We start from the raw sequence: 22838 nt of genomic DNA, 5'->3' as shown, positions 1-22838 counted from the left end.
TCTCCTACTTCGGGATGGGTGGGTGATGGGTGAGTTACAACCCCAACCCGTCAACTCAATACCGATTTCTTATCCGGCTTGTAATGCTTTGTGTTTATCTGTATTGTTAACTTGGTTTATTTGTCTGTTTCTCAGTTGTGCGATTTATCTTCAAAAAAAAATAATTGATTTTAAATTTGGGGGCTTTTCATACTTGATACGCTAAAAACCTAGCTTCTTTGAGAAACCAGGTTTTTAGCCTAAGAAAAACTACTTATCCATTCCTACTAACACCCCATAAATTCCCCAAATTGCCATAGCCCGCAAATAATGAGAAGCACGAAAAGTACCGGCAGCCGTAATAGCTTCAGGAGTGCGGAATTGCAAACCATTTTCATACACTTGTTTTACCACCGCCTCAGTCATTTTAAACGCCTCATCTTTCATCCCCATTTGCACCATAAAAGCTGCAATACCAAAGTTAATCCCCGTCCAAATTTCCAGAGGATGAGTAGCATCAGGATTCACCGGCCGGCCATCAATTTTTACACCATTAGCCGCCCCAAGTTTGCCATCATTAAACTTTAAAAAACAAGCCTCATAAATTGTCTGCAAAGCACTGACAGCACACTCAGGCGGCACTACATCTTCAAGCCCCAATAATTGGGCGTAAAATTGCCCGCAAAGTTGGTCTGCCATTACAACTTCTGAATTACTTTCTGTATCCAGATTGTAATATTTCCCATTCCACAGTTTTTCTTGATAAAGCGGTTTTGCTTGTTCTAACCAAGACTGATAAAGTGCCATTGTTTCGGCAATATTCTGCTCAGAAAAATCTGCCTGTTTTGGCAACAAAAGCTTACCAATTTCTATCGCCGCCTGCAAAGCAGCAATCCACAATCCACCACAATAAGCACTAATACCACTAAGTCGCCAATCATCAAACGTTTGATCCGGTGCCCCGCCATTTTCAGGAATACCGTCATTATCAATATCAAAGGTTTTCAGATAAGCGAGAGTTTGGGTAATAGCCGGCCAACATTCAGATAAAAACTCAATATCATTGCTGCCGGTAAAAAGGTAATCACGATAAACCTGCAACACAAAATCACAAGGTAAATCTTTCCAGAGATTGCAATCTTGATAGCTTGTATAATTGGTTTCCTCAAACGGATGCTCATTTGGTGCGCCTAAATCGTGGGGAGTGGCGCCTTTGATTTTCCGCAAAGCCGAAGATTTGTTATAGCCGATTGTGCGTTCTGTTGCATCATTAGAGGGAATAGCGCGAGCAAAAGCTGAGATCACAGATTTTTCTAATTCTGGCCACAGCATCAGCAACGCAAAGGAACCGTAAAGCCGGACATCCAGGCTTTCATACCAACGATAATCGATACATTCAAGCACAGCAAATTGGCCTTTAGGGTCGCGTTCGTCTGCTGATGTCCACAGCGTACCGCCGCCGGTGAGGGCGTAGAGTTCGTTAAACAAAGCCATTTTAAACCAGTCGGACAAGTCGGGCCGGTTGATGATGGCGTTTTGCCAAGCTTCGATATTTTCTTTCCAGACATCGGAGTGTTTGAGGGCTGTGCGAACCATTGACCAAGTGTTTTTGCCGTCGCGCCCGAAAAAGTCTGTATAGCGCCGGTAGCGCCAGTTACCAAGCGCAAATTCGGTTACGGGGAAGTCCCAAGCCAGAATAAAGGGAATTTTGCGGGTTTTCCCCGGACGGATGGTGAAGCGGACTGTCACCGCACAGGCGATCTGTTCGTTGGGGTCGGCGCGGGTTTCGTCTTGTTTATCTGGCAGAGTTCCGTCGCTTGCAAAGTTATTCCAAATATCTGAACCATCGCCGGCGGGGTTCCAGCGGGTGTGATAATACACTTCGACACCGGGGTTTGTGACGGTGGCAATGCAAAACTGTCCATCGCCTTCTTGAATATCGTCGTGGATGCTAACGCGGTTCATCAGACAACCGACTCGGTGGAAGTCTTCGCGCCATTCGTTGAAGTTGCCGGTACTTTGTCCCCAGCTTGGTTGATATTCGTAAACGGGGCTACCATCATCGCGGACGCAGACTTGGGGGGTTTTGACCAGGTTTGTCCACCATCCGACGGTATTTTGCCACGTCAACATAATGCTGAGGGTGATCGGTTGGTCGGTGGGGTTGTGGGCTGTCCATTCAAAGACGGCGATGGGATAGCTGGTTTCTTGGTATTTGTCGGGCCAAATAGGGGAAAATTGTTCGCAGGTTAATTGAGTTTTAAAGATATTTTCGTAAACAAACCAACTGCGGGGATAGAGGGCGTGATAGGTGCCGGTGGTTTGGCCGTCTTTTGTGGTGCCGGGGTACCAGTTCCAGGTTTCGAGGGTACCGTCTTCTGGGGGTTGAGTGCAGAGGGCGTAGGCTTGTTTTTGGGTGCCGGTTTCTTCAAAAATGCTAAATTGACAGGCCGGCAGGGTTTTGAAGGTATGTTCGCCGCCGTCGATGTGCCATAGGTTAAAGTCGCCTCTGGATGACCGGCCTATACAACCGGCACCAAACCCCCCCAAGGGCATCCCATGCCAGGGGCCATCGTCTAGGTTACTGGAATAGCGGACTGTGTAGGGTTTTTCCCAGCCTTTGCCGAGGGGCCGGTTCCAGGTACAGGAGGGGATTTCAGGACGTGCAGGTTGTTGAATCATGGCCTAAATTTTATCAGGATTGGCGGAGATATTTTAGAGTTTAGAGTTTAGAGTTTAGATTTTAGATTGGCAATTTTGAATTTTCTGTTTTGCTGAAGTTCTGCTAGGAGGGATTTTAGGCCGATGTTCTGATTTTTGAAGAATTAGGGATACGAATTTTGCCCGTATCCCTAGCACAAAAATATCAGTTAATTAGCGGGGCGGTTAGATTCCATAATTTGCTGAAAATCAGCGAGGGAATCAATAGAAATCGCGCTTATAAGAAGTTGTTTCAGTCTGGAAATATCTTCAATTTGATTGATGAGAGTACGGAGGGCCGGTGGAACTTCATTAAACCGTACTTCCAAAACTTCTAGCACTGATTCCCTTGCAGTGCGTAAGGTTCCTTCTTGACGACCGGCCTCCATTGCGCGGAGTTCAATATTACTTAGAATTGGCATTTTTCGTTCCTCCTGATAACTTTTGAATTTGCTTTCAAAACTTTGCTGGATCGATGCCGGTAAAGTCATCATCCAGTCAATTAACCGAAATAGCCTGATGATCTTCTCCTGATTATAGCCCCGTTCGTAGAGGCTTTGCACGAGATTCCATTTCCACCTTTCTCGTTCTTCTGCATTCTGTGTCGTGGCTTTTGTTTTGAGATGCGCCACCACCAATGCAGCAAAAACATTGAAATTTTCAGGGTCGTTTTCCCACAGTCCCTCATAATCTAAAAGTTTAGCAGTCGGAAATTCAAAACGAACAGAACAGCCTCCCAGTTCGTAACTGTAAGAATTGGGTCGCCAGTTTTGCCGTTCATCCCCCAAGATCGCCAAACTAATGACTTGTTTGTGAATATCAAAAGAACGGTAATGGTAAATATACATCCGTTCCATAAATTGCGAGTCTTCTTGGCTTTGCACTTCGATATGAATTAAGATGTAAGTTGCTTCGCCATCGCGTCGCCAAACTTGGAAAAGTTTATCTGCAACTCGCTCACCGGCCTCTGCATTCGGCGTAATTTGTTGCAGTTCTTTATCCAACGATTGATATTCTCTCGTCCAGTCAATTAAATCATAGACCTGCGGAAAAAAGAAAGCTAAAAACTCCGCCAGATCATCTTCTATGGCTTCTTTCCAAGCTTGATCATAATTGGCATTTGGTGCAGCAGTCACCCTGGTTTCTCCTGAAAAATTTAAACGCTCTTTTTCTTTTGCTCAACATCTATTTTAGATCGTAATCCTCCAGAAAAATCTTAAAAAGTTCCCAAATTTTGTTAACAACACCCCCCACCAACATAATGCCAAGTCGAATCAGTAATTAAAATTTGATCAGGGTTACTTCCGCTTAAGTTTTTGGCAGTTTTATCACAAACAGCAGCCGGAATACCACGCTGGAGAATATGACCATTATTGTCATCAAAATAATCTTGAGTGCCGGTGTAGATAGCCGTTTTGCCGGTGAAAACACAAGCGCCATCGGGGGGAACTGCTACCTTAAAAGAAACACTATCCAAACTTTCTAAAAGCAAGTCATTTTCAAGCTGATAAGTTTGCTTATCCAGCAGCCGATAAGGACGCTTTGCCCGAATTTCTACTTGTCCAAAACCCACCCCAATAATACGCTCAATATACTCATCATAAGTCAACGCCCCTGACAAACACATAGCCCGCAAACGCTGATCTTTTTGCAAATGTTCTGGAATAGAACGAGTAGCAATAGGATCACTCATTAAAAGCCGGCCCCCTGGCTTCAAAACTCGATAAACTTCTTGTAAAGCCTTTGTTAAATCCTCTGGTTCAAAAATATTAAATAAACAATTTTGAGCCACCACATCCACAGAAGCATCCGCCACCGGCAAATTAAAAGCATCACCCTCTCTAATTTCCACAAAACTAACATCAAACCAGGCGTTTTCTTGGGCTGCAATTTTTAAGTTTCGCATTGCAGCTTCCCGCATAGAGGCGACCGGTTCTATCGCCATAGTTCCCCCAGGCCGTCGGGTAAAATAAGCAAATTGAAGCGCTTCTAAACCCCCACCGACACCCACATATAAAACAGTAGGGTTGCCGGTGAGTTCAGCGGGGTGAACAGTAGTACCACAACCATAATTCATATCCTGCATTTCTTTAGGAACTTTTAACCCCGGAAGCTGCATAGGACTACTTTGCACACAACACAAACCAACCTGCGGAGTTTCCGCAACTTCAGCATAAAATTTAGCAGTCGTTTCCAGATAACTCATAAGAAAAACTATCCTCATAAAACACAGAGTTTCTTTATACCATAAAAACCCCCCATCATGTTTTTTGCGTTAAACTATAAACACACAACCTCTTACCACTAACCAGTTAACCATCTGCGGTTCAATAAACACCCCCTTTTTTTAACCGCAGATGCACGCAGATAAACGCAGATAATTTTAAGGAGAAAATTATGGGTTTAGGGATGTTAGTTGATGGCAAATGGCGAACAAAACGCGAACAAGAAGATGAAAAAGGCAGTTTTGTCCGACCGGCCACCACTTTTCGCAATCAAGCAATACCAGAAACAGGACGTTATCATTTATATGTTTCTTTGGCTTGTCCTTGGGCGCAACGCACCCTAATTATGCGAAAATTGAAAGGGTTAGATGATGCAATTTCCCTCTCAATTGTTGACCCCCACATGGGCGATGACGGGTGGAGTTTTTCAGAGTTTCCGGGGTGTATTCCCGATAGCATAAATAACGCCCAATTTTTGCGAGATATTTATGTTAAAGCTGATCCAAATTTTACGGGACGAGTAACTGTGCCGGTGCTTTGGGACAAAAAAGAAGGCACAATTGTTAATAACGAATCCCGCGAAATTTTGCGGATGTTTGACACCGGCTTTCAGGAAATAGCCAAAAATTCAATTAGTTTTTATCCTGAAAAACTACGGGATAAAATTGACCAGACAATTGACCAAATTTATCAGCCGATTAATAATGGCGTGTATCGGGCCGGTTTTGCCACCACTCAAGAAGCTTATGAGGAAGCTGTAACTGATTTATTTGATGCCTTGAATTCTTGGGAAGAGGTGTTAGGAAATCAGCGTTATTTATGCGGCAATGTGATAACCGAGGCGGACTGGTGTATGTTTACTACATTGTTGCGGTTTGATGCCGTTTATTATGTTCATTTTAAGTGCAATATTCGCCATCTTTGGGATTATCCTAATTTGGTTAATTATCTTAAAGACTTGTCTCAACAACCAGGCGTAAAAGAAACTTGTAATATGGATCATATCAAGATTCATTATTACACAAGTCATCCGAATGTAAATCCTTCTGGTATTGTTCCAAAAGGGCCGGTTATTGATTTGGGTTCACCCCATGACAGGGGCAGGTTTTTCTAGTTTTGTTGAATAAATGCCGGCAGAAAAACCGGCTTTAGTATTTGTTTAAATAAGCCTTGGCCGGTGTAAGCCAAAGTATGCTAAAATAAATACACGCCAACTTAAGCAAAAAGCAAAAACGTCATTATTAAAGCAAAGCTGGTGGAATCATTCGCGCAAGTCACCGACTCTCTTACCCCAGAAAAAAAACTCCTCATTTAATTGAGTTTTGGAATGTTTACACCCGTATGCTTCAGAGAAATAAGTTAGGATATACACCGGCAGAAGCAGCAGCAGAAATCAATCGTTTAAAAACGCTTTTTTTGCTATTACCCGATAGCCCAAACATTTCTAATAGATGGGAAAAATTAGTTTCCAAATATCAGGGAAAAGGTGTTAATGTGCATGATTCGCGGTTAGTCGCTTCCATTGATCGTACACCCTTTAACCGATATTCTCACCTTTAACATTAGCGACTTTCGCCAGTATGCAGAAATTACCGTGATTGCACCGGCAACTGTTGCATAATAACTGCAAGAATAACTACCTAAAAATAAATTAAAAATTCTTAATCAAACAACCGGCCCAAAAACCCATAGGATAAAACAAGACATCAACACAACTCTTAATTTTTTATAAAAAGTGAGATAAAAAATGCCTTCCGTAACAAGCACTTTAGCCGAATTAGAATTTACTTTATATATAGATAGCAACGGCCAACTCCCCGAAGAATACCAAGGAAAAGCAGGCATTTACGCAATCTTTGACCAAACCCAAACCCTGCAATATATAGGATATTCCCGCGACATATACCTCAGCCTTAAACAACACCTGGTGAGACAACCTGAAAAATGTCACTGGGTAAAAATCCAAACCACCGACCGGCCCAGCCGCACCGAACTCGAAAACACCCGCAGCGCATGGATAGCAGAAACCAGCATCACCCCCCCAGGAAACGGCCCAGACGAACCCAACTGGACACAACCGATCAACATTAAAACCCAACTCACCAGCGAAGAAAAACAAGCCCTAGAAAAAGCAGCCGGTCAAGAACTAGAACAAACAAAAATCCTTAAAAAAGCAGCCCGTCGCGTTGAAAACGACATCCTCACCATCCTACAAACAAGAGGGCTACAAACAGAAATACGCTTTAACCCAAAACTCAAAGAAAACGGTTTACTAGACTTAAAATAATTTCAATTTTTCTTACCCTTCTCAAAAAATCAGACTAGCCTTAGTCTTAGAATTTCAGAAACCGGCTTTCTTTAATAAACCCGGTTTCTACCCTTAAAATTATCAAGCCCCAATGATCCGCCAACACTAGCTTGATTTTAAAAAAAGCGGATAAAGAAGAGAAGACATCTTGACAAAAGCCCCGTCTGTGTGATATAGTAAAATCGATAAGGAAGAACTATCACAAATTTAAAAAAAGAAATTAAAAGACCGGCTTCAGAAAATAAGAGGCCGGTTTACAGTTTTATAGAGAATCAGACAAAGAACCAAAAAACCGACCTCAAAACAGGCATACCGGCCCAGAATTACACAGTAGCCCCAGAAGTAGAAGCAGCCAAAGCCTCCAACTGCTCCTGTTGATCCTGAGTAATACAAGACTGGATAATATGGTCAATATCACCCTCAAGAGCCGGAGTCAGAGTAAAATTCTCACCAAGCCGGTGATCCGTTACCCGATTATCCTTGTAATTATAAGTACGAATTTTCTCCGACCGAGAACCCGTACCCACCTGAGAACGGCGCATAGAAGTAATCGCCTCCTGCTGCTCGCGCAACTTCATTTCATAAAGTTTTGCTCGCAAAATCTGCATGGCTCGCTCCTTGTTTTGAAGTTGAGAGCGTTCCTCTGTACAGAAAATCCGAATACCCGTAGGCTTGTGGAATAAATCCGCAGCAGTCTCAACCTTGTTGACATTTTGACCACCGGCCCCACCACTTCGAGCCGTAGACATCTCAATATCCTTCGGGTCAATATGAATCTCCACATCATCAACCTCCGGCATCACCGCCACAGTTGCCGTAGAAGTATGAACCCGTCCTCCAGCCTCCGTAGCCGGTACCCGCTGAACTCGATGCACACCGGCCTCAAACTTCAGCTTGCTGTACACACTATCCCCTTGAATTTCCAGCACAGCCTCTTTAAAACCGCCCATTTCCGCCGGCGACTCACTCACCAACTTAACGCGCCAATTTTGGCTCTCAGCGTAACGCGAATACATCCGCACCAGATCCCCAGCCCAAATACTCGCCTCATCGCCGCCCGTACCGGCGCGAATTTCCAGCATAATATTCTTATCATCATTAGGATCGCGCGGCAGCAAAAGCACCTTCAACCGGCGCTCCAACTCCTCAATTTGCTCCTCTAACTCTTGCACTTCCAAAGCAGCCATTTCTTGGAACTCAGGATCACTCGCCGACTCCTTCAAAACCTGCTTAGCCCCGACCAACTGCTCAGTCGCACTCTTCCACTCATCATAAGCATTCACAACAGCCTCAAGAGAAGAACGAGCCTTAGCCACCCGCTGAAACTCACCAGGATCAGTAGCAATATCCGGGTCAGCCATCCGTCTCGTCAACTCATTAAAAGTCTGCTCAACCGAGCGTAACTTATCCAACAAATAAGCCTCAGCCATTTCTCTCAGCCCTCGTTTATTCAAAAACTTTACTTCTTCAAATTCTCAAAAAACCGCATCCCACCAACAGAAAACCCATCCTATTTATCTGCGTTTATCTGTGGAGCAGGCATCCTGCCTGCTTTATATCTGCGGTAAAAAAACACACCAATAATAAAAAGCCAAAATGGCCGCGTGGCTAAAAAACCCCTTGCGGCCAAAGCGACGAGCTGAGAGAAACGCTACTTTTTCTTAGCGCCGGCCCCACCCATACCATACTTGCGGCGGAAACGCTCCACCCGTCCTTCAGTATCAATAATCTTCTGAGTGCCGGTGTAAAAAGGATGATTCCCAGACCAAACATCAACACTAATCTCAGGTTTGGTAGAGCCAACCGTCATTACTAGCTCACCATTGCAATAAACTTTAGCTTCGGGGTACCACTTCGGGTGAATGTCAGCTTTAGGCATTGTTTTTTACTCTGTTGTCCTGCAAATCTTACTGTTATTTTATCGCCCCAGACTTATAGGGTCATCCATTTGGGGCAAAAAACCAAAACTTCCCAATAAAACGCCTTAACGTTTCGAGTATTGAGGAGCTTTACGAGCTTTCCGTAAACCGTATTTTCTCCGCTCTTTAGCGCGAGGATCACGGGTTAAATAGCCTTCGGTTTTCAGAGGCGATCTGTTATCCGGGTCAAGCTGGCACAAAGCACGAGCCACACCCAAACGAATTGATTCAGCTTGGCCGGTCAAGCCGCCACCTTGAGCTTTCACCAAAATGTCATATTCAGCTTCCAGACCCAAAGTTTCCAAAGGAGCCTTAGCAGTAGAAATGTAACCTGCATTAAATTGCAAGTACAAATCGCCATCACGGCCATTGATAGTCAGCTTGCCGGTGCCCGGAACCAGACGGACAGAAGCTATTGAAGACTTCCGCCGGCCCGTTCCCCAGTAAACAGCGCGTCCGCTTTGATCTGCTGCTTGCATTAGTCTTGACCTCCAGGGATAGTATTAATCGTCAAAGTTTCAGGTTTTTGGGCAGTGTGGGGGTGATTGGGCCCTTTATAGACTTTCAATTTCGTGAACAATTGCCGGCCCAAGCTATTTTTCGGCAACATCCCCTTAACAGCAACTTCGATAATGCGTTCGGGTAAACGCCCTTGCAGTTGAGAGAAAGTTTCAGTTTTCATCCCACCGGGTCTACCAGAGTTACGGCGGTAGAGTTTTTGAGAGCGTTTTTTGCCGGTGATATCGATTTTCTCAGCATTAACAACAATCACAAAATCACCGACATCCATGTGGGGGGTAAAGGTAGCTTTATTTTTGCCCCGCAAAATCATGGCAATTTCCGAAGCCAGCCGGCCTAAACGCTGGCCAGCAGCATCGACAATGTACCACTTTTGTTCAAGGGTACTTTGAGAAGGTAGGAAAGTTTTATTTGAGGTCATTTGTCAGGTTCTCCTTGTGGAGCAGCCAACATAAGCTGCTTTTGTAATCGGTAATGGATAATAGCTAGACAATTACCCTTTACCAATAGTAAATTTAGGCATCGAGTCGTACCAGATTTCAGGCGAGAAAGGAAAGTCTGGATAAGTGACTCGTAGCAAACACAAACCGCAGGCAGGAGCAGCGTATTTTACTTCTTCTCGCCGTTCAGCCATCCACAAATCACGAAAATTTTCTAAACTTCGCTCTTTGCGGCCTACTTGCACTAACATTCCCACCAGCAAGCGCATCATTCCATACAGAAAACCATTTGCTTGTACTTCAATATGAACAAACGGCCCGTCTCTGTACGATATCGCTTCTTGAACTTCAACCCACGAATGTTTGCGTTTACTGCCGGCCCGATGAAAAGCCGCCAAGTGGTGATTCCCCAAAAGTTCGTTTAACGCCCTTTGGATGAGAGTTTCATCCAGAGGAGCGTGATAATAGTGCCAAGTCCAGGGCTTCACAAACAAATTAGGTTGAGGGTCTGTGTAGAGGCTGTAACGGTAGCGGCGGGAAATTGCCGAGAAACGAGCGTGCCATTCTGAGTTAACCTCAGCGGAGGCCCGCACTAAAATATCTTTTGGCAGACGGTTATTGAGAACGGCTGCCCAGCGGTGGCCGGGGATCGGGCCGGTGGCATCAAAATGAGCCACTTGTGCGGCTGCGTGAACCCCCGTATCCGTGCGACCGGCAGCGTGGAGAGTCACCGGTCGGTTCTCAATGACTTGCAAGACTTTTTCAATTTCTTCTTGCACTGTCCGCTGATTATTGGCTTGGCGCTGCCAGCCATAAAAATCAGTGCCTTGATATTGAAGTACCAGAGCAATGCGCCTGGAGTTCGCTGTTTCTTGTCCGCTGTCCATGTTATGTTGCCGGCTTTGCTGGTAACAGCTTCAGAAAAAATCAGTTACCGCAAAAATACGACTTTCCTTTAGAGCAGTTCAATAATTGCCATTTCGGCATTATCGCCCCGTCTAGGCATCGTCCGTAAAATACGGGTATAACCGCCGTTCCGATTGCCGTAGCGTTCGCCAACTTGCTCAAAAAGGGCATGAACAAGTTGTTTATCGTAGATAAAACCAATCGCTCTACGACGAGCAGCCAGAGTACCTAGTTTGGCCAAGGTGATGATCCGGTCAGCTTCTTCGCGGACTGCGCGAGCGCGAGCCTTGGTAGTGGTGATCCGGCCATGACGAATCAATTCAGTGGTCAGCGCTCGCACCAAAGCTTTGCGCTGATCTGCGGGTTTACCTAGTTGGTGAATTCTACAACCGTGACGCATAATTGAGCCAAAAAAAATGAACAACGAACAAACTTAAAAGAAAGAGGAAGTCTAAATTTTTTAACGGCAGAGCTGCGAGAAATTTACACTTCACATTTTTTAGCCTTGTTTAGCGGATTTTTCTTTGGGAAGCGTAATCCCCAAACGCTTTTGCAAAGCTTCGATCACTTCTTCAGCGGACTTGAGACCAAAGTTTTTGATCTCCAGCAAATCTTCTTGAGTGTAGTCAAGCAAATCTGCAACAGAGTTAATTTGCGCTCGTTTGAGGCAGTTATAAGCTCGTACAGATAGCTGTAATTCTTCAATTGGTATTTGACTGGTGGGATCTTCGCTGTAGTCGTCTGATTTATCGAGAGTTTCGAGGTTGATATCTTTGAGCGGGCTGAACAAATCTACCAAGATATTAGCGGCTTGCGAAATCGCTTCTTGGGGTGAAATGCTGCCATTTGTCCAGATGTCCATGATTAAGCGGTCTTTTTCAATGGAACCGCCTATACGGGCATCTTCTACACTGTAATTGACTTTGCGAACCGGCATAAAAATTGCATCAATTTGCAAAAAGTCAATAGATCCGCTGTCATCACGGCTGCGATCAACCGCCCGGTATCCTCGTCCTTTTTCGATGCGAAATTCCATTTCCAGTCTGCTGTTTTCGGCGAGGGTGGCAACATACTGGCTCGGATCGACCACCTGGACTTCAGGCGGCAAGTCAAACTGAGCGGCTGCAACGGTTGTGGGCCCATCTGCTACAAACCGGCCAATTTGGGGCTGCGAAGAACTGCTCCTTAAAACGATCTCCTTCATATTCAGGATAATCTCAAGCACATCTTCGCGTACCCCCGAAATGGTGGCAAACTCATGAGTAACACCGGCAATGCGAACCGCCGTCACCGCTGCCCCTTCCAAGTTAGACAGCAGAACGCGCCGCAAGGCGTTGCCTACTGTGGTTCCTTGGCCCCGATCCAGAGGCTCGATAACAAATTTTCCGTATTGCCCCTGGTTTCTTTCGGTAATGGATTCTACACACTCAATCTGAAACTGCGCCACGGCGTGACCTCCCTTATCCTTGATGCATATTGGCTTTTGATAGCCTCCCATGCGCTAACATACTGACTCGATACAAGCGCAACTCATGTAGAGCCGCCTAAAAGCTTCGCGTCTGTTGTCTAAACGCGTCGGCGCTTGGGCGGACGGCAACCGTTATGAGGAATAGGGGTAATGTCCCGAATCAGCGTAATTTCCAAACCGGCCCCTTGTAACGCCCGAATTGCTGTTTCCCGGCCCGCTCCTGGCCCGGTGACCATCACTTCTACTTGGCGCATTCCTTGGTCGTTAGCACGGCGACCGGCGCTTTCGGCTGCTGTTTGGGCTGCAAAAGGAGTACCTTTTTTCGCTCCTTTAAACCCCGAAGAACCCGCACTTGCCCAGGAAATTACCTCGCCGTTTTGGTCGGTAATCGTGACAATCGTGTTGTTAAAGGTAGACTGAATGTACGCCATGCCGTTTGGTACATTCCGTTTTTGTTTCTTACTCGTCGATTTTTTGGGTGTTTGTCGCGCCATATTGCGTTTATGAGACTTTGAGAGAGGTTAATTTTGGCCTTGAAGATCCGCTTATTTATTTCTTGGCTGCGGCTTTTTTCTTACCCGCAACGGTTCTTCTCACACCACGACGGGTGCGCGCGTTTGTCCGAGTTCTTTGGCCACGCACGGGCAGTCCCAAACGATGCCGCCGTCCCCGATAGGTGCCAATATCCATCAGGCGTTTAATGTTCATCGACTCCCAGCGGCGCAAGTCGCCCTCTACCTGGTAGTCGCTTTCCACTGCTTCCCGTAAGGCAGCCACATCAGCATCACTAAGATCCTTAACGCGGGTATCTGGATTTACCCCTGTGGTTGCTAAAATTCTTTGGGACAAAGACAGTCCAATTCCATAGATGTAGGTCAGACCAATTTCGACGCGCTTATCGCGTGGTAGGTCTACCCCGGCAATCCGTGCCACTATTGTTTCCCCCTCGTTTTTTCTTGTGTTGGCTTTTCTTGACTTAAAGCAGATGCCAGAAGGTGGCATCTGGCGACCGAGCCGTTAAAGTTGTAACTAACCTTGACGTTGTTTGTGTTTCGGGTTAGAACAAATTACCATCACCCGACCTCGCCGACGGATGACACGGCATTTTTCACAGATTTTCTTGACAGATGCTCTAACTTTCATGCCTTTTTTGGCCGCACTACAAACGTAATATTATAACAATTTTTGCAGAAGTTGCAAAAAAACTCAGTTGGATTTTTTCGGTTACTGAGTTTTAAACGTTTTATGTAAACCTATTTCTTGCGAAGCCGGTAAGTAATTCTACCTTTGGTCAAGTCATAGGGAGTTAGCTCGACTTTTACACGGTCTCCGGGCAAAATTTTGATGTAATTACGCCGGATTTTCCCTGAAATGTGAGCCAAAACGTTAAAACCGTTGTCTAGGTCTACCCGAAACATCGCATTTGGCAATGATTCTGTGACCGTTCCTTCCATTTCAATCAAATCTTGTTTAGACAAGTGATGCTTTCCTCAACTCAACAGAACTCCATAAAAGCACAGACGCTCAGCCACCACATAGGATAACTCTTAAAAGCTGTCCTGCTTTACATATCTTAGCAAAGGGTTGGCCCCGCACAGATTGGGACAACCGCCTGGGGCCGCCCCAACTAGGCTAAAACAATCTAATTTTTAACCAAAGCCGCGAGACGGGTCATTGCAAGCAAAGAGCCAACCAGAACGCCAAGCCCTCAAAAACTGCGAGATTAATCTTCAATCACTTTTTGCAGTTGAGCAGTCACTTCCTGCATAGGTTGGTCGCCATCGACAACCACCAACTGTTGACGCTGAGTGTAATAATCAATCAGCGGCGCGGTTTGGTCTCGGTAAACTTGCAAACGCCGGCGGATTGTCTCTTCGTTATCATCACTGCGCCCTTGTTGTTGTCCTCGCAAAACCAGACGAGCAATCAAGACATCATCAGGCACATCCAAATTCACAACACGGTCACAACCTTGTTTGATTTCTGCAAGCAGTTGATCAAGAAAGCCAGCTTGATTAACGTTGCGCGGAAACCCATCTAAAATCCAACCGCTTTTGGTATCTGGCTGAGAAAGACGTTCCCGTACCATATCCAAAATCAACGCATCAGGAACTAACTCGCCGCGATCCATATAGCCTTTTGCCTTTTCGCCAAGGGGCGTATTTTGGGCAACCGAAGCGCGTAACATATCGCCGGTAGAAATATGAGCAAGCCCACAAGCTTGAGCCAGCTTTATAGCTTGGGTGCCTTTACCGGCACCAGGTGGGCCTAAAAAAATCAATCGCGTCACTACTGCTTCACCATTCCTTCGTAGCGCTGAGAAATCACATAAGTCTGAATTTGTTTTGCCGTATCAATTGCCACGCCGACCAAGATCAACAGTGAAGTTGCGCCGAGTCCTTGAAAGGTTGGAACGCGAGTAGCGCTTTCTACAGCGGTTGGCACAATTGCCACCAAACCTAAGAAAATCGCACCCAAAAACGTAAGCCGGTTCAAAACTCTTTCCACATATTCACTGGTTGCCCGTCCAGGGCGAATACCGGGGATACTAGCGCCCATTTTCTTTAAGTTTTGAGACATATCAACCGGATTCACAATCAGCGAAGCATAGAAATAGCTGAAAAACAAAATCAGCGTCAAATAAAAAGCTACATAAAGCCAAGGTGTCGGGCCACTGGGGCTTAGGTAACTTGCAACTTGAATTAAAATTGGATTGCGAGTGAACTGAGCCAGAGAGTAGGGTAAAACTAAAACGGCGGAAGCAAAAATAATTGGCATAACGCCGCCTTGATTGAGGCGCAGCGGTAGATAGCTTTTTGTTTCTCGTAACAGTTTGCGGCCTACTTGTCGGCGGGCTGAAATGATTGGAATGCGGCGAGTGCCTTCTTGTACAAAGACAATACCGACAATCATAATCAAGAAAACTATCAACAGGATAATTACGCCGCCAACGACTTCCCTGTTTCCACGCTGAGCGTTTTCTTGGGCAAGTTCAAAAGTTTGTCCTAAAGACCGGGGTAAGACGGCCACAATGTTGAGGAAGATTAACAAAGATGCACCGTTGCCAATGCCGCGTTCGGTAATCAATTCCGACACCCACATCACAAACATTGAGCCGGCGGTGAGGGCAAGGACGGTTTCAACAATAAAAACAGGCCCTGGTGTGACGGCGGCTTGGGAATTAGCAATCCACAGGGCGATGCCGGTGCTTTGAATAATTGCCCAGACTAGAGCGATATAACGAGTGTATTGAGATAGTTTCCGGCGACCGGCTTCGCCTTCATTTTTCTGCAAATCTTCTAACTGGGGAATCGCAGCGGTCATCAATTGAATGATAATCGAGGCGTTAATGTAGGGTAAAATTCCCAAGGCAAAAATGCCCAGGGTGCGAATTCCCCCCCCAGAGAAAAAGTCCAAAAAGCCGATTAAGGGGCTGTTTTGGATATTGGCTTGAAATGCGGCGCGGTCTACCCCTGGTACTGGTAAAAAGATTCCTAAGCGCACTAAAAGTAGCAGACCAATTGTGACAAGCAGCCGGCCTCGGAGGCCAGCCGCTTGAGCCATCTGCATGAAGGTTTCTTGAGCGGTTGGAGCTTTATCTCGACTGACGACCATGCAGGCGTACCTCTATGAATTTTAGATTTTAGATTTTAGATTTTAGATTTGAAAACAAATGCGCGATTCTAAAATCTAATATGAGATATTTTAGATTTTAGATTTGAAAACAAATGCGCGAATCTAAAATCTAAAATCTAACTTTTGTTATTCAGGGTGGGTTTTTGGTAGATAAGAAGACTTCCGAAAATGATAAATTGCGGTTCTCTTCTCTACCAGACGCTACGCCAACCAGGCGGCAGGGTGCTTATTGTCTGCCGGTGATCACAACGCAACTTCCACCAGCAGCTTCTATTTTAGTGCGGGCCGAAGCGGTAAAGGCGGCTGCTTTAACGTTGATGGCGACGTTGATATCGCCGGTTCCTAAGATTTTTAGGGGGTTTTTGTTGTTGCCGGTGACAATGCCTGCTTCTTTGAGGGAAGCTAGGGTAACTTCGGTATTGGCCGGCAAGGAGGCCAACTTAGCAACGTTAATGATCGTGTATTCTTTCCGATTGATTACGGTAAAGTGTTTGAGTTTCGGTAAGCGGCGGTAAAGGGGCATTTGGCCACCTTCAAAACCAGGGCGGGTACTGCCGCCGGATCTAGATTTCTGACCGCGCATCCCTTTGCCGGCGCTGGCACCTTGGCCGGCTGCAACACCCCGGCCCAGGCGGCGCTTGCGTTTTTTGGAGCCCGGTTTGGGGGCAATTGAGTGCAATCTCATAGTGTGCTATCCTTGGCGTTTTTTTTCTTGTCAATGCTGTTTAAAGTATTGACAAATGACATATCCTATGATAGAAGCCGCTCGACGGGGATTCCGCGTTCTTCGGCCACATCGGAGAAGGTGCGGAGGGTAGAGAGGGCGTCAACGGCTGCTCTAGCGTTGTTCAAGGGGTTGTTAGAGCCGAGTTGTTTGGCAAGAATGTTACGGACACCGGCGAGTTCTAAGACGGTTCGCACGGCACCACCGGCGATTACACCCGTACCCGGAGCAGCGGGACGCATCATTACTTTGGCGCCGGTGGCGGCTCCGTTGATGGGGTGGGGGATAGAGTTTGATTTGGTGAGGGGGACTTCAACGAGGTGTTTTTTCCCGTCTACAACGCCTTTTTTAACGGCGCTGATCACGTCAGCGGCTTTGCCGACACCCACCCCAACTTGACCGCGCTCGTTGCCCACAACCACGATGGCACGGAAACTGAGCTTTTTACCGCCTTTGACCACTTTGGTAACGCGGCGGATTTGGACAACCCGCTCTTGCCATTCGGTTTCTTTTTCGCGGGTGCGGTTGGTTTTTTTGCTGCTGCTGCGGCGTGAGGGTTGCTGTTGTTCTGCCATAGTTTTTTTTCAGTTGTTAGTTGTCATTTGTCATTTGTCATTAGTCATTAGTCAATGGTCATTAAAAGCAATGACGGAGGTTAAGACAATGGGCTTTTGACAAAAATCAAAAGCTATGAACGAAAAAGAGGACAATGGACAATGGACAAGGGACAATAGACAAACCCAAGGGTTTTAGAAGTCTAAACCGGCTTCGCGGGCTGCTTCTGCAAGGGCTTGGATACGACCGTGATAGAGGTTGCCACCCCGGTCAAAGACGACTTTTTCAATACCGGCAGCTTTGGCTCGTTCGGCGATCAGCTTGCCAACCTGTGTAGAGGCTTCCCGGTTGCCACCAGAGCTAAGGGACGAGCGCAGGTCTGGCTCAAGCGTCGAAGCGGCAGCGAGGGTGTGATGTTTGGTGTCGTCAATAACTTGAGCATAGATGTGTTCGTTGGAGCGAAACACAGCCAAACGGGGACGTTCCGAGGTGCCGAATACCTTACGCCGCACGCGCTGATGGCGACGTTGAACAGATGCTTTGCGTGTTGCCTTCATTTCTTACCTTTGCCTCCTGCCTTACCAACTTTCCGTCTGACGACTTCACCGGCATAGCGAATGCCTTTGCCTTTATAGACTTCTGGGGGACGAACGGCGCGAATGCGTGCGGCGGTGTTGCCGACGATTTCTTTATCAATGCCGCTGACGATGACGTTGGTGTTGTTTTCGACGGCGACTGTGATCCCGTCGGGGGGTTCAATTTCAACTGGCTTGCTGTATCCGACGTTAAGGATTAGGTTTTTTCCTTGGACGGCGGCGCGGTAGCCAACGCCTTGAATTTCTAAACGTTTTTGAAAGCCGGTGGAGACTCCTTCGACCATGTTAGAAACCAGGGTACGGCAGAGGCCGTGACGCTGGCGGGCGGGCCGAGAGTCGTTCACTCTGTTAACCAATATGGTTTCGCCTTCCTGTTCGACGGCTACTTCGGAGGGCAGAACCCGGCTTAAAGTACCTTTTGGCCCCTTTACTGCAACCTGCTGCCCGTTGATAGTTACTTCTACCTTTGATGGGATGCTTATGGGGCGCTTTCCGATCCGAGACATGAGTTTATGTTTCCTTTCGTCGTTGGTAATGAATTTATGTTAATTGGCAAGGGGTAATGGGTAAAAAGGTAATTTTTGGGTTTAGAAAGAGGAAATATAAGTTTTTTTTCCTTTCTTTATAAATGCCTTTTCCCGATTACCGATTACCGATTACCACACATAACAAAGCACTTCGCCACCCACGCCGGCTGATCTTGCTTGTCGGTCTGTCATAATTCCACTGGAGGTGGAAATAATTGCAATACCGATGCCACCCAAAACTTTAGGCAAGTCTTTGCTGTTAGAATAAACGCGCAATCCTGGCTTACTAACTCGTTTGAGGGCGTTGATAATTGGTTGACGATTTTTTCCTTTGTATTTCAAGGAAAGCACCAATTCTTTTTTAACTCCTTCGCCGGCTTCTTCATATTCGGCAATAAAACCTTCGTCTTTGAGGACTTGGGCAATACTGCGAGTAATTTTTGTTGCTGGTACTTTCGTTGTTTCATGCCGCGCCATGCAAGAATTTCGGATGCGCGTGAGCATATCTGCAATTGTGTCGTTTGCCGCCATCTTTCCTCCTTATATATGTGGCTCAGCTAGCCCGAAAGGGCATACCCATTTCCTTTAACAAGGCGCGGCCCTCTTCGTCAGTGTTTGCTGTCGTAATGATCGAGATGTCCATGCCACGAATTTGATCTACTCTGTCGTATTCAACTTCGGGAAAAATTAATTGCTCTCGGATGCCGAGGGTGTAGTTTCCGCGACCATCAAAGCTTTTGGGGCTGATGCCGCGAAAGTCACGAATGCGAGGCAAGGAGAGGTTAATGAGACGGTCTAAAAAGTCATACATCCGGTCTCCACGAAGTGTGACCATAATGCCGACCGGCATTCCTTGACGAATTTTGAAACCGGCAATTGCTTTTTTGGCGCGAGTCACGACCGGTTTTTGGCCGGTGATGATGCCAATTTCTTGTAAGGATGCTTCCATCGCTTTAGCGTTTTGGGCTGCATCTCCCATCCCCCGGTTAACGGTGACTTTAATCACTTTGGGGACTTGATGGATGTTGCCGTAATTAAACTGCTCCATCAATTTCGGGACAATCGTTTCTTGGTAGCGTGTTTTGAGTCTATCTGGCATAAGTTGAGTTCCCTTTATTTCCCTGGTCTTGGTCAGGGTGAGTTGTGTCAATTATCAGGGCAGGCATGGGGGCGCTGCCCGTACTGTCAAAAGTCGTTTCTCAAAACAAAAAAGAAACAAGGAACAATTGACGAGAGACAAGGGACAATTGACGATTAACTAATCAATAATTTCGCCGGTTTTTTTGAGCATTCTTACTTTCCGTCCGTCTTCGGTAACGGTGTAAGAGATGCGGCTGGCGACTTTTTGCGATTGTGAATAGAGCATCACATTGGAGCTATGGATGGGGGCTTCAAAGTTGATGATTTTCCCTGATTCACCTTCGCCTTGGGGTTTAACGTGCTTGGTTTTGACGTTAACGCCTTCGACAACGACGGCAGATTTTTTCGGTAAAACTTTAGTAATTTGTCCGACTTTACCTTTGTCTTTGCCGGTGATTATTTGCACGGTGTCGCCTTTTTTGACGTGCATTTTGTAGCGAACGACGCTAGCACTTGTATTTTGTTTGGCCATTACAGCACCTCTGGTGCAAGGGAGACAATTTTGGTGAAGTTTTTATCGCGAAGTTCGCGGGCAACTGGCCCAAATACGCGGGTTCCCTTGGGGTTGCCATCGTTGTTGATAATCACGGCGGCGTTGTCATCAAAGCGAATGCTCATGCCGCTTTCACGACGTAATCCTTTGCGGGTACGGACGATAACAGCTTTGACGACATCGGATTTTTTGACACCCATATTGGGAATGGCATCTTTGACAACAGCGACGATAATATCGCCGACGTTGGCATAAGTGCGGTTGCCTCCCAAGACGCGGATGCACATCAGTTTTCTGGCTCCGCTATTGTCGGCTACGTTGAGATAAGTTTCTTGTTGAATCACGGCGATTGTTCCAGTTCGGTTTTTTGTCTCCAATTGGAGACATTTTTATTTTTGGGAGGCGCTGCTGAGAATTTCGACCACTTGCCAGCGTTTGGTTTTGCTTAGAGGGCGGGTTTCTTGGATGCGAACCCGGTCGCCTTCTTTGCACTGATTTTCTTCATCGTGGGCTTTGTAGCGTTTGGTGCGAACCATGATTTTGCCGTATTTTGTGTGGGGCGCACGGTTTTCGATAGTCACCACTACGGTTTTGTTCATTTTGTCGCTGACGACAAAGCCGACTCTTTCTTTTACTGCCATTCTCACCTACTCCTTTCTGATTAGGATTCTTGGGCGGCTTTTTGTTTTCTTTGAGCTTCAAGGGTATGAAGTTGAGCCAGCCGATGTTTTGTATGTTTAAACAAGTGGGGTTTCTCTAATTGTTTGGTTGCTTTTTGCATCCGTAATTGGAAGAGTTCCCGCTTTGCTGCCAAAATTTGCTGTTCGACTTCCGAATCGCTGAGGTTTTGGAAATCTGAGATTTTTGAGAAAGCCATTTTCTTAGCTCTGCTCCTCTTGACGAGTGATGAATTTTGTTTTGATTGGCAGTTTATAAGCCGCTAGACGCATTGCTTCACGAGCAATTTCTTCGCTGACTCCGCCAATTTCAAACAGTACACGACCGGGTTTGACAACTGCTACCCAAAATTCGGGAGAACCTTTACCGGAACCCATCCGGGTTTCTGCGGCTCTCATGGTGACGGGTTTATCTGGGAAGATCCGAATCCAGATTTTTCCACCCCGGCGGATGTAGCGGGTCATGGCACGACGGGAGGCTTCGATTTGACGGGAAGTAATCCAGCAAGGTTCGAGGGCTTGGAGGGCGAATTCCCCGAAGTTGATGTTACTGCCTCGCGTTGCAATCCCCGTCATGCGTCCGCGCTGTTGCTTACGGAATTTTGTTCTTTTAGGACTTAGCATGATTTGGTGATGGGTGGGATGGAATTTTAGATTTTAGATTTTAGATTTGAAAATTTTTTTTAAAATTTAAAATCCAAAATCGAAAATGATTTCGCCAACTATGACGCTATGAATTAACCTTCGTTGGAACGGTCTTCAAAGGTCGGACGCCGACGTTGTTGTTTGCGGCGAGTGGGTTGGGCTGCGGCTTGGGGCTGTTCTTGTTGTCCTGGGATAATTTCGCCTTTAAATACCCAAACTTTGATGCCCAAAATACCGTAAACGGTTTTAGCGGTGCAGTACGAGTAGTCGATGTCGGCCCGCAGTGTGTGCAGGGGAACTCGGCCTTCGCGTGTCCATTCGGTACGAGCAATTTCTGCACCGTTGAGACGTCCGCTGACTTGGACTTTGATGCCTTCGGCACCGGCTTTTTGAGCGCGTTGCATGGCTTGGCGTACAACCCGCCGGAAGGATACCCGCCGTTCGAGTTGTTGGGCGATGTATTCGGCGATCAGGGTGGCGTCTGCATCGGGTCGCGTGACTTCTACGACGTTGATGCGGATTTGCCGGTTGGCTGCTCCGAGCATTTCTGAGAGGCCGGTACGCAGGTTTTCTATGCCTTGTCCGCCGCGTCCTACGACTACACCGGGTCTGGCGGTGCGTACTTCGAGGTCTATTTGGTCGGCTTTGCGTTCGATGCGTACTTCAGAAATGCCAGCGTTGCTGAGGTTTTTCTGAACGTATTTACGAATTTTGTAGTCTTCTTGTAAGACTTCTGGATATCGGTTGGGGTCTGCGAACCAGCGTGAGCGGTGTTCTTGTGTTACCCCTAAGCGAAAACCAACTGGATTTATTTTTTGTCCCATAGTGTACCTTTGAGGGTGGCGCGATTGGACGATGCCCGAATTTGGGATTGAGTTATGGATTTAGAGATCCAGAACCCAAGATTCACCGTTTGCCGCGTAAAAATTGCTTGTTTATTCTTCTGCAACGGTCGCTACTACGACTGTAATGTGGCAGGTTGGTTTGCGAATTTGATAGGCGCGACCTTGAGCACGGGGGCGAAAGCGTTTTAAGCTCGGCCCTTGATCTGCGTAGGCTTGACTGACAATTAGGTTGGCTGGGTCAAGTCCTAAGTTGTGCTCGGCGTTGGCTACGGCGCTACGCAGGGCTGCGAGGATGGGGTCACAGGCGCGGTAGGGCATGAATTCGAGCATGATTAATGCGTCGCGATAGGAACGCCCGCGAATTTGGTCGAGTACCCGCCGCACTTTGGATGGAGACATCCGGATGTATCTGGCGATGGCTTTTGCTTCTTCTTTGGTATTAACTGCCATAGTTTTTTCCTTGTTTGTCATTTGCCATTTGTCAAAAATCGTTTGTCATTGGTGAGGTATTTCTGACTAATGACTCTTGACTAATG

General features: G+C 46.5%; 32 protein-coding genes. 3 read left to right on the top strand and 29 right to left on the bottom strand.

The window, feature by feature from the left end; translation table 11 throughout:
• Positions 1-249: 249 nt before the first annotated feature.
• From NG798_RS05440 to arsM, 3 genes are all read right to left on the bottom strand, one after another.
• Positions 250-2661 (bottom strand): GH116 family glycosyl hydrolase, encoded by a 2412-nt coding sequence (locus NG798_RS05440; protein WP_261220881.1) that lies wholly within the window; start codon positions 2659-2661, stop codon positions 250-252.
• Between the two features lie 188 nt (positions 2662-2849).
• Entirely contained in the window at positions 2850-3815 is a 966-nt protein-coding gene (locus NG798_RS05435) for a transposase (protein WP_261220879.1), read from the bottom strand.
• A gap of 101 nt (positions 3816-3916) precedes the next feature.
• A complete protein-coding gene (arsM, locus tag NG798_RS05430; protein WP_261220877.1) occupies positions 3917-4885 on the bottom strand; it encodes an arsenosugar biosynthesis arsenite methyltransferase ArsM in 969 nt (322 codons plus the stop codon).
• Positions 4886-5076: 191 nt separating this feature from the next.
• On the opposite strand from arsM, the gene NG798_RS05425 reads away from it, so the two are divergent.
• The 3 genes from NG798_RS05425 (at position 5077) to NG798_RS05415 (ending at position 7191) form a co-directional block, all read left to right on the top strand.
• Complete coding sequence (locus tag NG798_RS05425; protein WP_261220876.1) at positions 5077-6018, top strand: glutathione S-transferase family protein; 942 nt, start codon at positions 5077-5079, stop codon at positions 6016-6018.
• Between the two features lie 227 nt (positions 6019-6245).
• Positions 6246-6464, top strand: a complete 219-nt coding sequence (locus NG798_RS05420; RefSeq protein ID WP_261220875.1) for a hypothetical protein — start codon at positions 6246-6248, stop codon at positions 6462-6464.
• Between the two features lie 187 nt (positions 6465-6651).
• Complete coding sequence (locus tag NG798_RS05415) at positions 6652-7191, top strand: GIY-YIG nuclease family protein (RefSeq protein WP_261220873.1); 540 nt, start codon at positions 6652-6654, stop codon at positions 7189-7191.
• 344 nt (positions 7192-7535) lie between these two features.
• Here NG798_RS05415 and prfA read toward each other — a convergent pair whose 3' ends face one another.
• The 26 genes from prfA to rplV all read right to left on the bottom strand — a co-directional run bounded on the left by prfA (position 7536) and on the right by rplV (position 22752).
• Entirely contained in the window at positions 7536-8642 is a 1107-nt protein-coding gene (prfA, locus tag NG798_RS05410) for a peptide chain release factor 1 (protein WP_261221535.1), read from the bottom strand.
• A gap of 221 nt (positions 8643-8863) precedes the next feature.
• The gene (gene rpmE, locus NG798_RS05405) at positions 8864-9091 is read right to left on the bottom strand and encodes a 50S ribosomal protein L31 (RefSeq protein WP_261220871.1); all 228 of its coding nucleotides are present in this window, start codon (positions 9089-9091) and stop codon (positions 8864-8866) included.
• 105 nt (positions 9092-9196) lie between these two features.
• Positions 9197-9610, bottom strand: coding sequence for a 30S ribosomal protein S9 (gene rpsI, locus NG798_RS05400; protein WP_261220869.1), 414 nt, complete (start codon positions 9608-9610; stop codon positions 9197-9199).
• The gene (gene rplM, locus NG798_RS05395; RefSeq protein WP_261220868.1) at positions 9610-10071 is read right to left on the bottom strand and encodes a 50S ribosomal protein L13; all 462 of its coding nucleotides are present in this window, start codon (positions 10069-10071) and stop codon (positions 9610-9612) included. The genes rpsI and rplM overlap by 1 nt, the downstream gene beginning before the upstream one ends.
• 72 nt (positions 10072-10143) lie before the next feature.
• Positions 10144-10977, bottom strand: a complete 834-nt coding sequence (gene truA, locus NG798_RS05390) for a tRNA pseudouridine(38-40) synthase TruA (RefSeq protein ID WP_261220866.1) — start codon at positions 10975-10977, stop codon at positions 10144-10146.
• Positions 10978-11045: 68 nt separating this feature from the next.
• The gene (rplQ, locus tag NG798_RS05385; RefSeq protein ID WP_261220864.1) at positions 11046-11396 is read right to left on the bottom strand and encodes a 50S ribosomal protein L17; all 351 of its coding nucleotides are present in this window, start codon (positions 11394-11396) and stop codon (positions 11046-11048) included.
• Positions 11397-11495: 99 nt separating this feature from the next.
• Complete coding sequence (locus NG798_RS05380; protein ID WP_261220862.1) at positions 11496-12443, bottom strand: DNA-directed RNA polymerase subunit alpha; 948 nt, start codon at positions 12441-12443, stop codon at positions 11496-11498.
• A 119-nt stretch (positions 12444-12562) separates the two neighbouring features.
• Positions 12563-12958: a 30S ribosomal protein S11 gene (gene rpsK / locus NG798_RS05375; RefSeq protein WP_261220860.1), complete on the bottom strand. Its 396-nt coding sequence runs from the start codon at positions 12956-12958 to the stop codon at positions 12563-12565.
• 55 nt (positions 12959-13013) lie between these two features.
• On the bottom strand, positions 13014-13397 hold the full coding sequence (gene rpsM, locus NG798_RS05370) for a 30S ribosomal protein S13 (RefSeq protein WP_261220858.1): 384 nt from the start codon (positions 13395-13397) through the stop codon (positions 13014-13016).
• Positions 13398-13493: 96 nt separating this feature from the next.
• Entirely contained in the window at positions 13494-13607 is a 114-nt protein-coding gene (gene rpmJ, locus NG798_RS05365) for a 50S ribosomal protein L36 (RefSeq protein WP_006618079.1), read from the bottom strand.
• 110 nt (positions 13608-13717) lie between these two features.
• Positions 13718-13942 carry a translation initiation factor IF-1 gene (gene infA, locus NG798_RS05360; protein WP_006276978.1) on the bottom strand — a complete coding sequence of 75 codons (225 nt, stop codon included), beginning with the start codon at positions 13940-13942 and terminating at the stop codon, positions 13718-13720.
• Positions 13943-14187: 245 nt separating this feature from the next.
• Positions 14188-14754, bottom strand: coding sequence for an adenylate kinase (locus NG798_RS05355; RefSeq protein ID WP_261220832.1), 567 nt, complete (start codon positions 14752-14754; stop codon positions 14188-14190).
• Positions 14754-16079, bottom strand: coding sequence for a preprotein translocase subunit SecY (gene secY, locus NG798_RS05350; protein ID WP_261220830.1), 1326 nt, complete (start codon positions 16077-16079; stop codon positions 14754-14756). The genes NG798_RS05355 and secY overlap by 1 nt, the downstream gene beginning before the upstream one ends.
• Positions 16080-16326: 247 nt before the next feature.
• Entirely contained in the window at positions 16327-16785 is a 459-nt protein-coding gene (gene rplO / locus NG798_RS05345) for a 50S ribosomal protein L15 (protein ID WP_261220828.1), read from the bottom strand.
• Positions 16786-16850: 65 nt separating this feature from the next.
• Positions 16851-17399 carry a 30S ribosomal protein S5 gene (rpsE, locus tag NG798_RS05340; protein ID WP_261220826.1) on the bottom strand — a complete coding sequence of 183 codons (549 nt, stop codon included), beginning with the start codon at positions 17397-17399 and terminating at the stop codon, positions 16851-16853.
• Between the two features lie 174 nt (positions 17400-17573).
• Positions 17574-17936 carry a 50S ribosomal protein L18 gene (gene rplR / locus NG798_RS05335; RefSeq protein WP_261220824.1) on the bottom strand — a complete coding sequence of 121 codons (363 nt, stop codon included), beginning with the start codon at positions 17934-17936 and terminating at the stop codon, positions 17574-17576.
• On the bottom strand, positions 17933-18481 hold the full coding sequence (gene rplF, locus NG798_RS05330) for a 50S ribosomal protein L6 (RefSeq protein WP_261220822.1): 549 nt from the start codon (positions 18479-18481) through the stop codon (positions 17933-17935). The genes rplR and rplF overlap by 4 nt, the downstream gene beginning before the upstream one ends.
• Positions 18482-18631: 150 nt before the next feature.
• Positions 18632-19033, bottom strand: coding sequence for a 30S ribosomal protein S8 (rpsH, locus tag NG798_RS05325; RefSeq protein WP_261220820.1), 402 nt, complete (start codon positions 19031-19033; stop codon positions 18632-18634).
• A gap of 22 nt (positions 19034-19055) precedes the next feature.
• Positions 19056-19601: a 50S ribosomal protein L5 gene (gene rplE / locus NG798_RS05320; protein ID WP_261220818.1), complete on the bottom strand. Its 546-nt coding sequence runs from the start codon at positions 19599-19601 to the stop codon at positions 19056-19058.
• 159 nt (positions 19602-19760) lie between these two features.
• Positions 19761-20114 carry a 50S ribosomal protein L24 gene (gene rplX / locus NG798_RS05315; RefSeq protein ID WP_261220816.1) on the bottom strand — a complete coding sequence of 118 codons (354 nt, stop codon included), beginning with the start codon at positions 20112-20114 and terminating at the stop codon, positions 19761-19763.
• A complete protein-coding gene (gene rplN, locus NG798_RS05310; RefSeq protein ID WP_261220814.1) occupies positions 20114-20479 on the bottom strand; it encodes a 50S ribosomal protein L14 in 366 nt (121 codons plus the stop codon). The genes rplX and rplN overlap by 1 nt, the downstream gene beginning before the upstream one ends.
• Before the next feature lie 45 nt (positions 20480-20524).
• A complete protein-coding gene (gene rpsQ / locus NG798_RS05305; protein ID WP_261220813.1) occupies positions 20525-20776 on the bottom strand; it encodes a 30S ribosomal protein S17 in 252 nt (83 codons plus the stop codon).
• Positions 20777-20796: 20 nt separating this feature from the next.
• The gene (rpmC, locus tag NG798_RS05300) at positions 20797-21012 is read right to left on the bottom strand and encodes a 50S ribosomal protein L29 (protein ID WP_261220811.1); all 216 of its coding nucleotides are present in this window, start codon (positions 21010-21012) and stop codon (positions 20797-20799) included.
• A 4-nt stretch (positions 21013-21016) separates the two neighbouring features.
• Positions 21017-21436: a 50S ribosomal protein L16 gene (gene rplP / locus NG798_RS05295; RefSeq protein ID WP_261220809.1), complete on the bottom strand. Its 420-nt coding sequence runs from the start codon at positions 21434-21436 to the stop codon at positions 21017-21019.
• 113 nt (positions 21437-21549) lie between these two features.
• Entirely contained in the window at positions 21550-22281 is a 732-nt protein-coding gene (gene rpsC, locus NG798_RS05290) for a 30S ribosomal protein S3 (protein WP_261220808.1), read from the bottom strand.
• A gap of 111 nt (positions 22282-22392) precedes the next feature.
• A complete protein-coding gene (gene rplV, locus NG798_RS05285; RefSeq protein ID WP_261220806.1) occupies positions 22393-22752 on the bottom strand; it encodes a 50S ribosomal protein L22 in 360 nt (119 codons plus the stop codon).
• Positions 22753-22838 lie beyond the last annotated feature (86 nt).

It is taken from the genome of Ancylothrix sp. D3o (assembly GCF_025370775.1).
Classification (GTDB): Bacteria; Cyanobacteriota; Cyanobacteriia; order Cyanobacteriales; family Oscillatoriaceae; genus Ancylothrix.
This window is presented reverse-complemented; position numbering and strand designations above follow the sequence as displayed.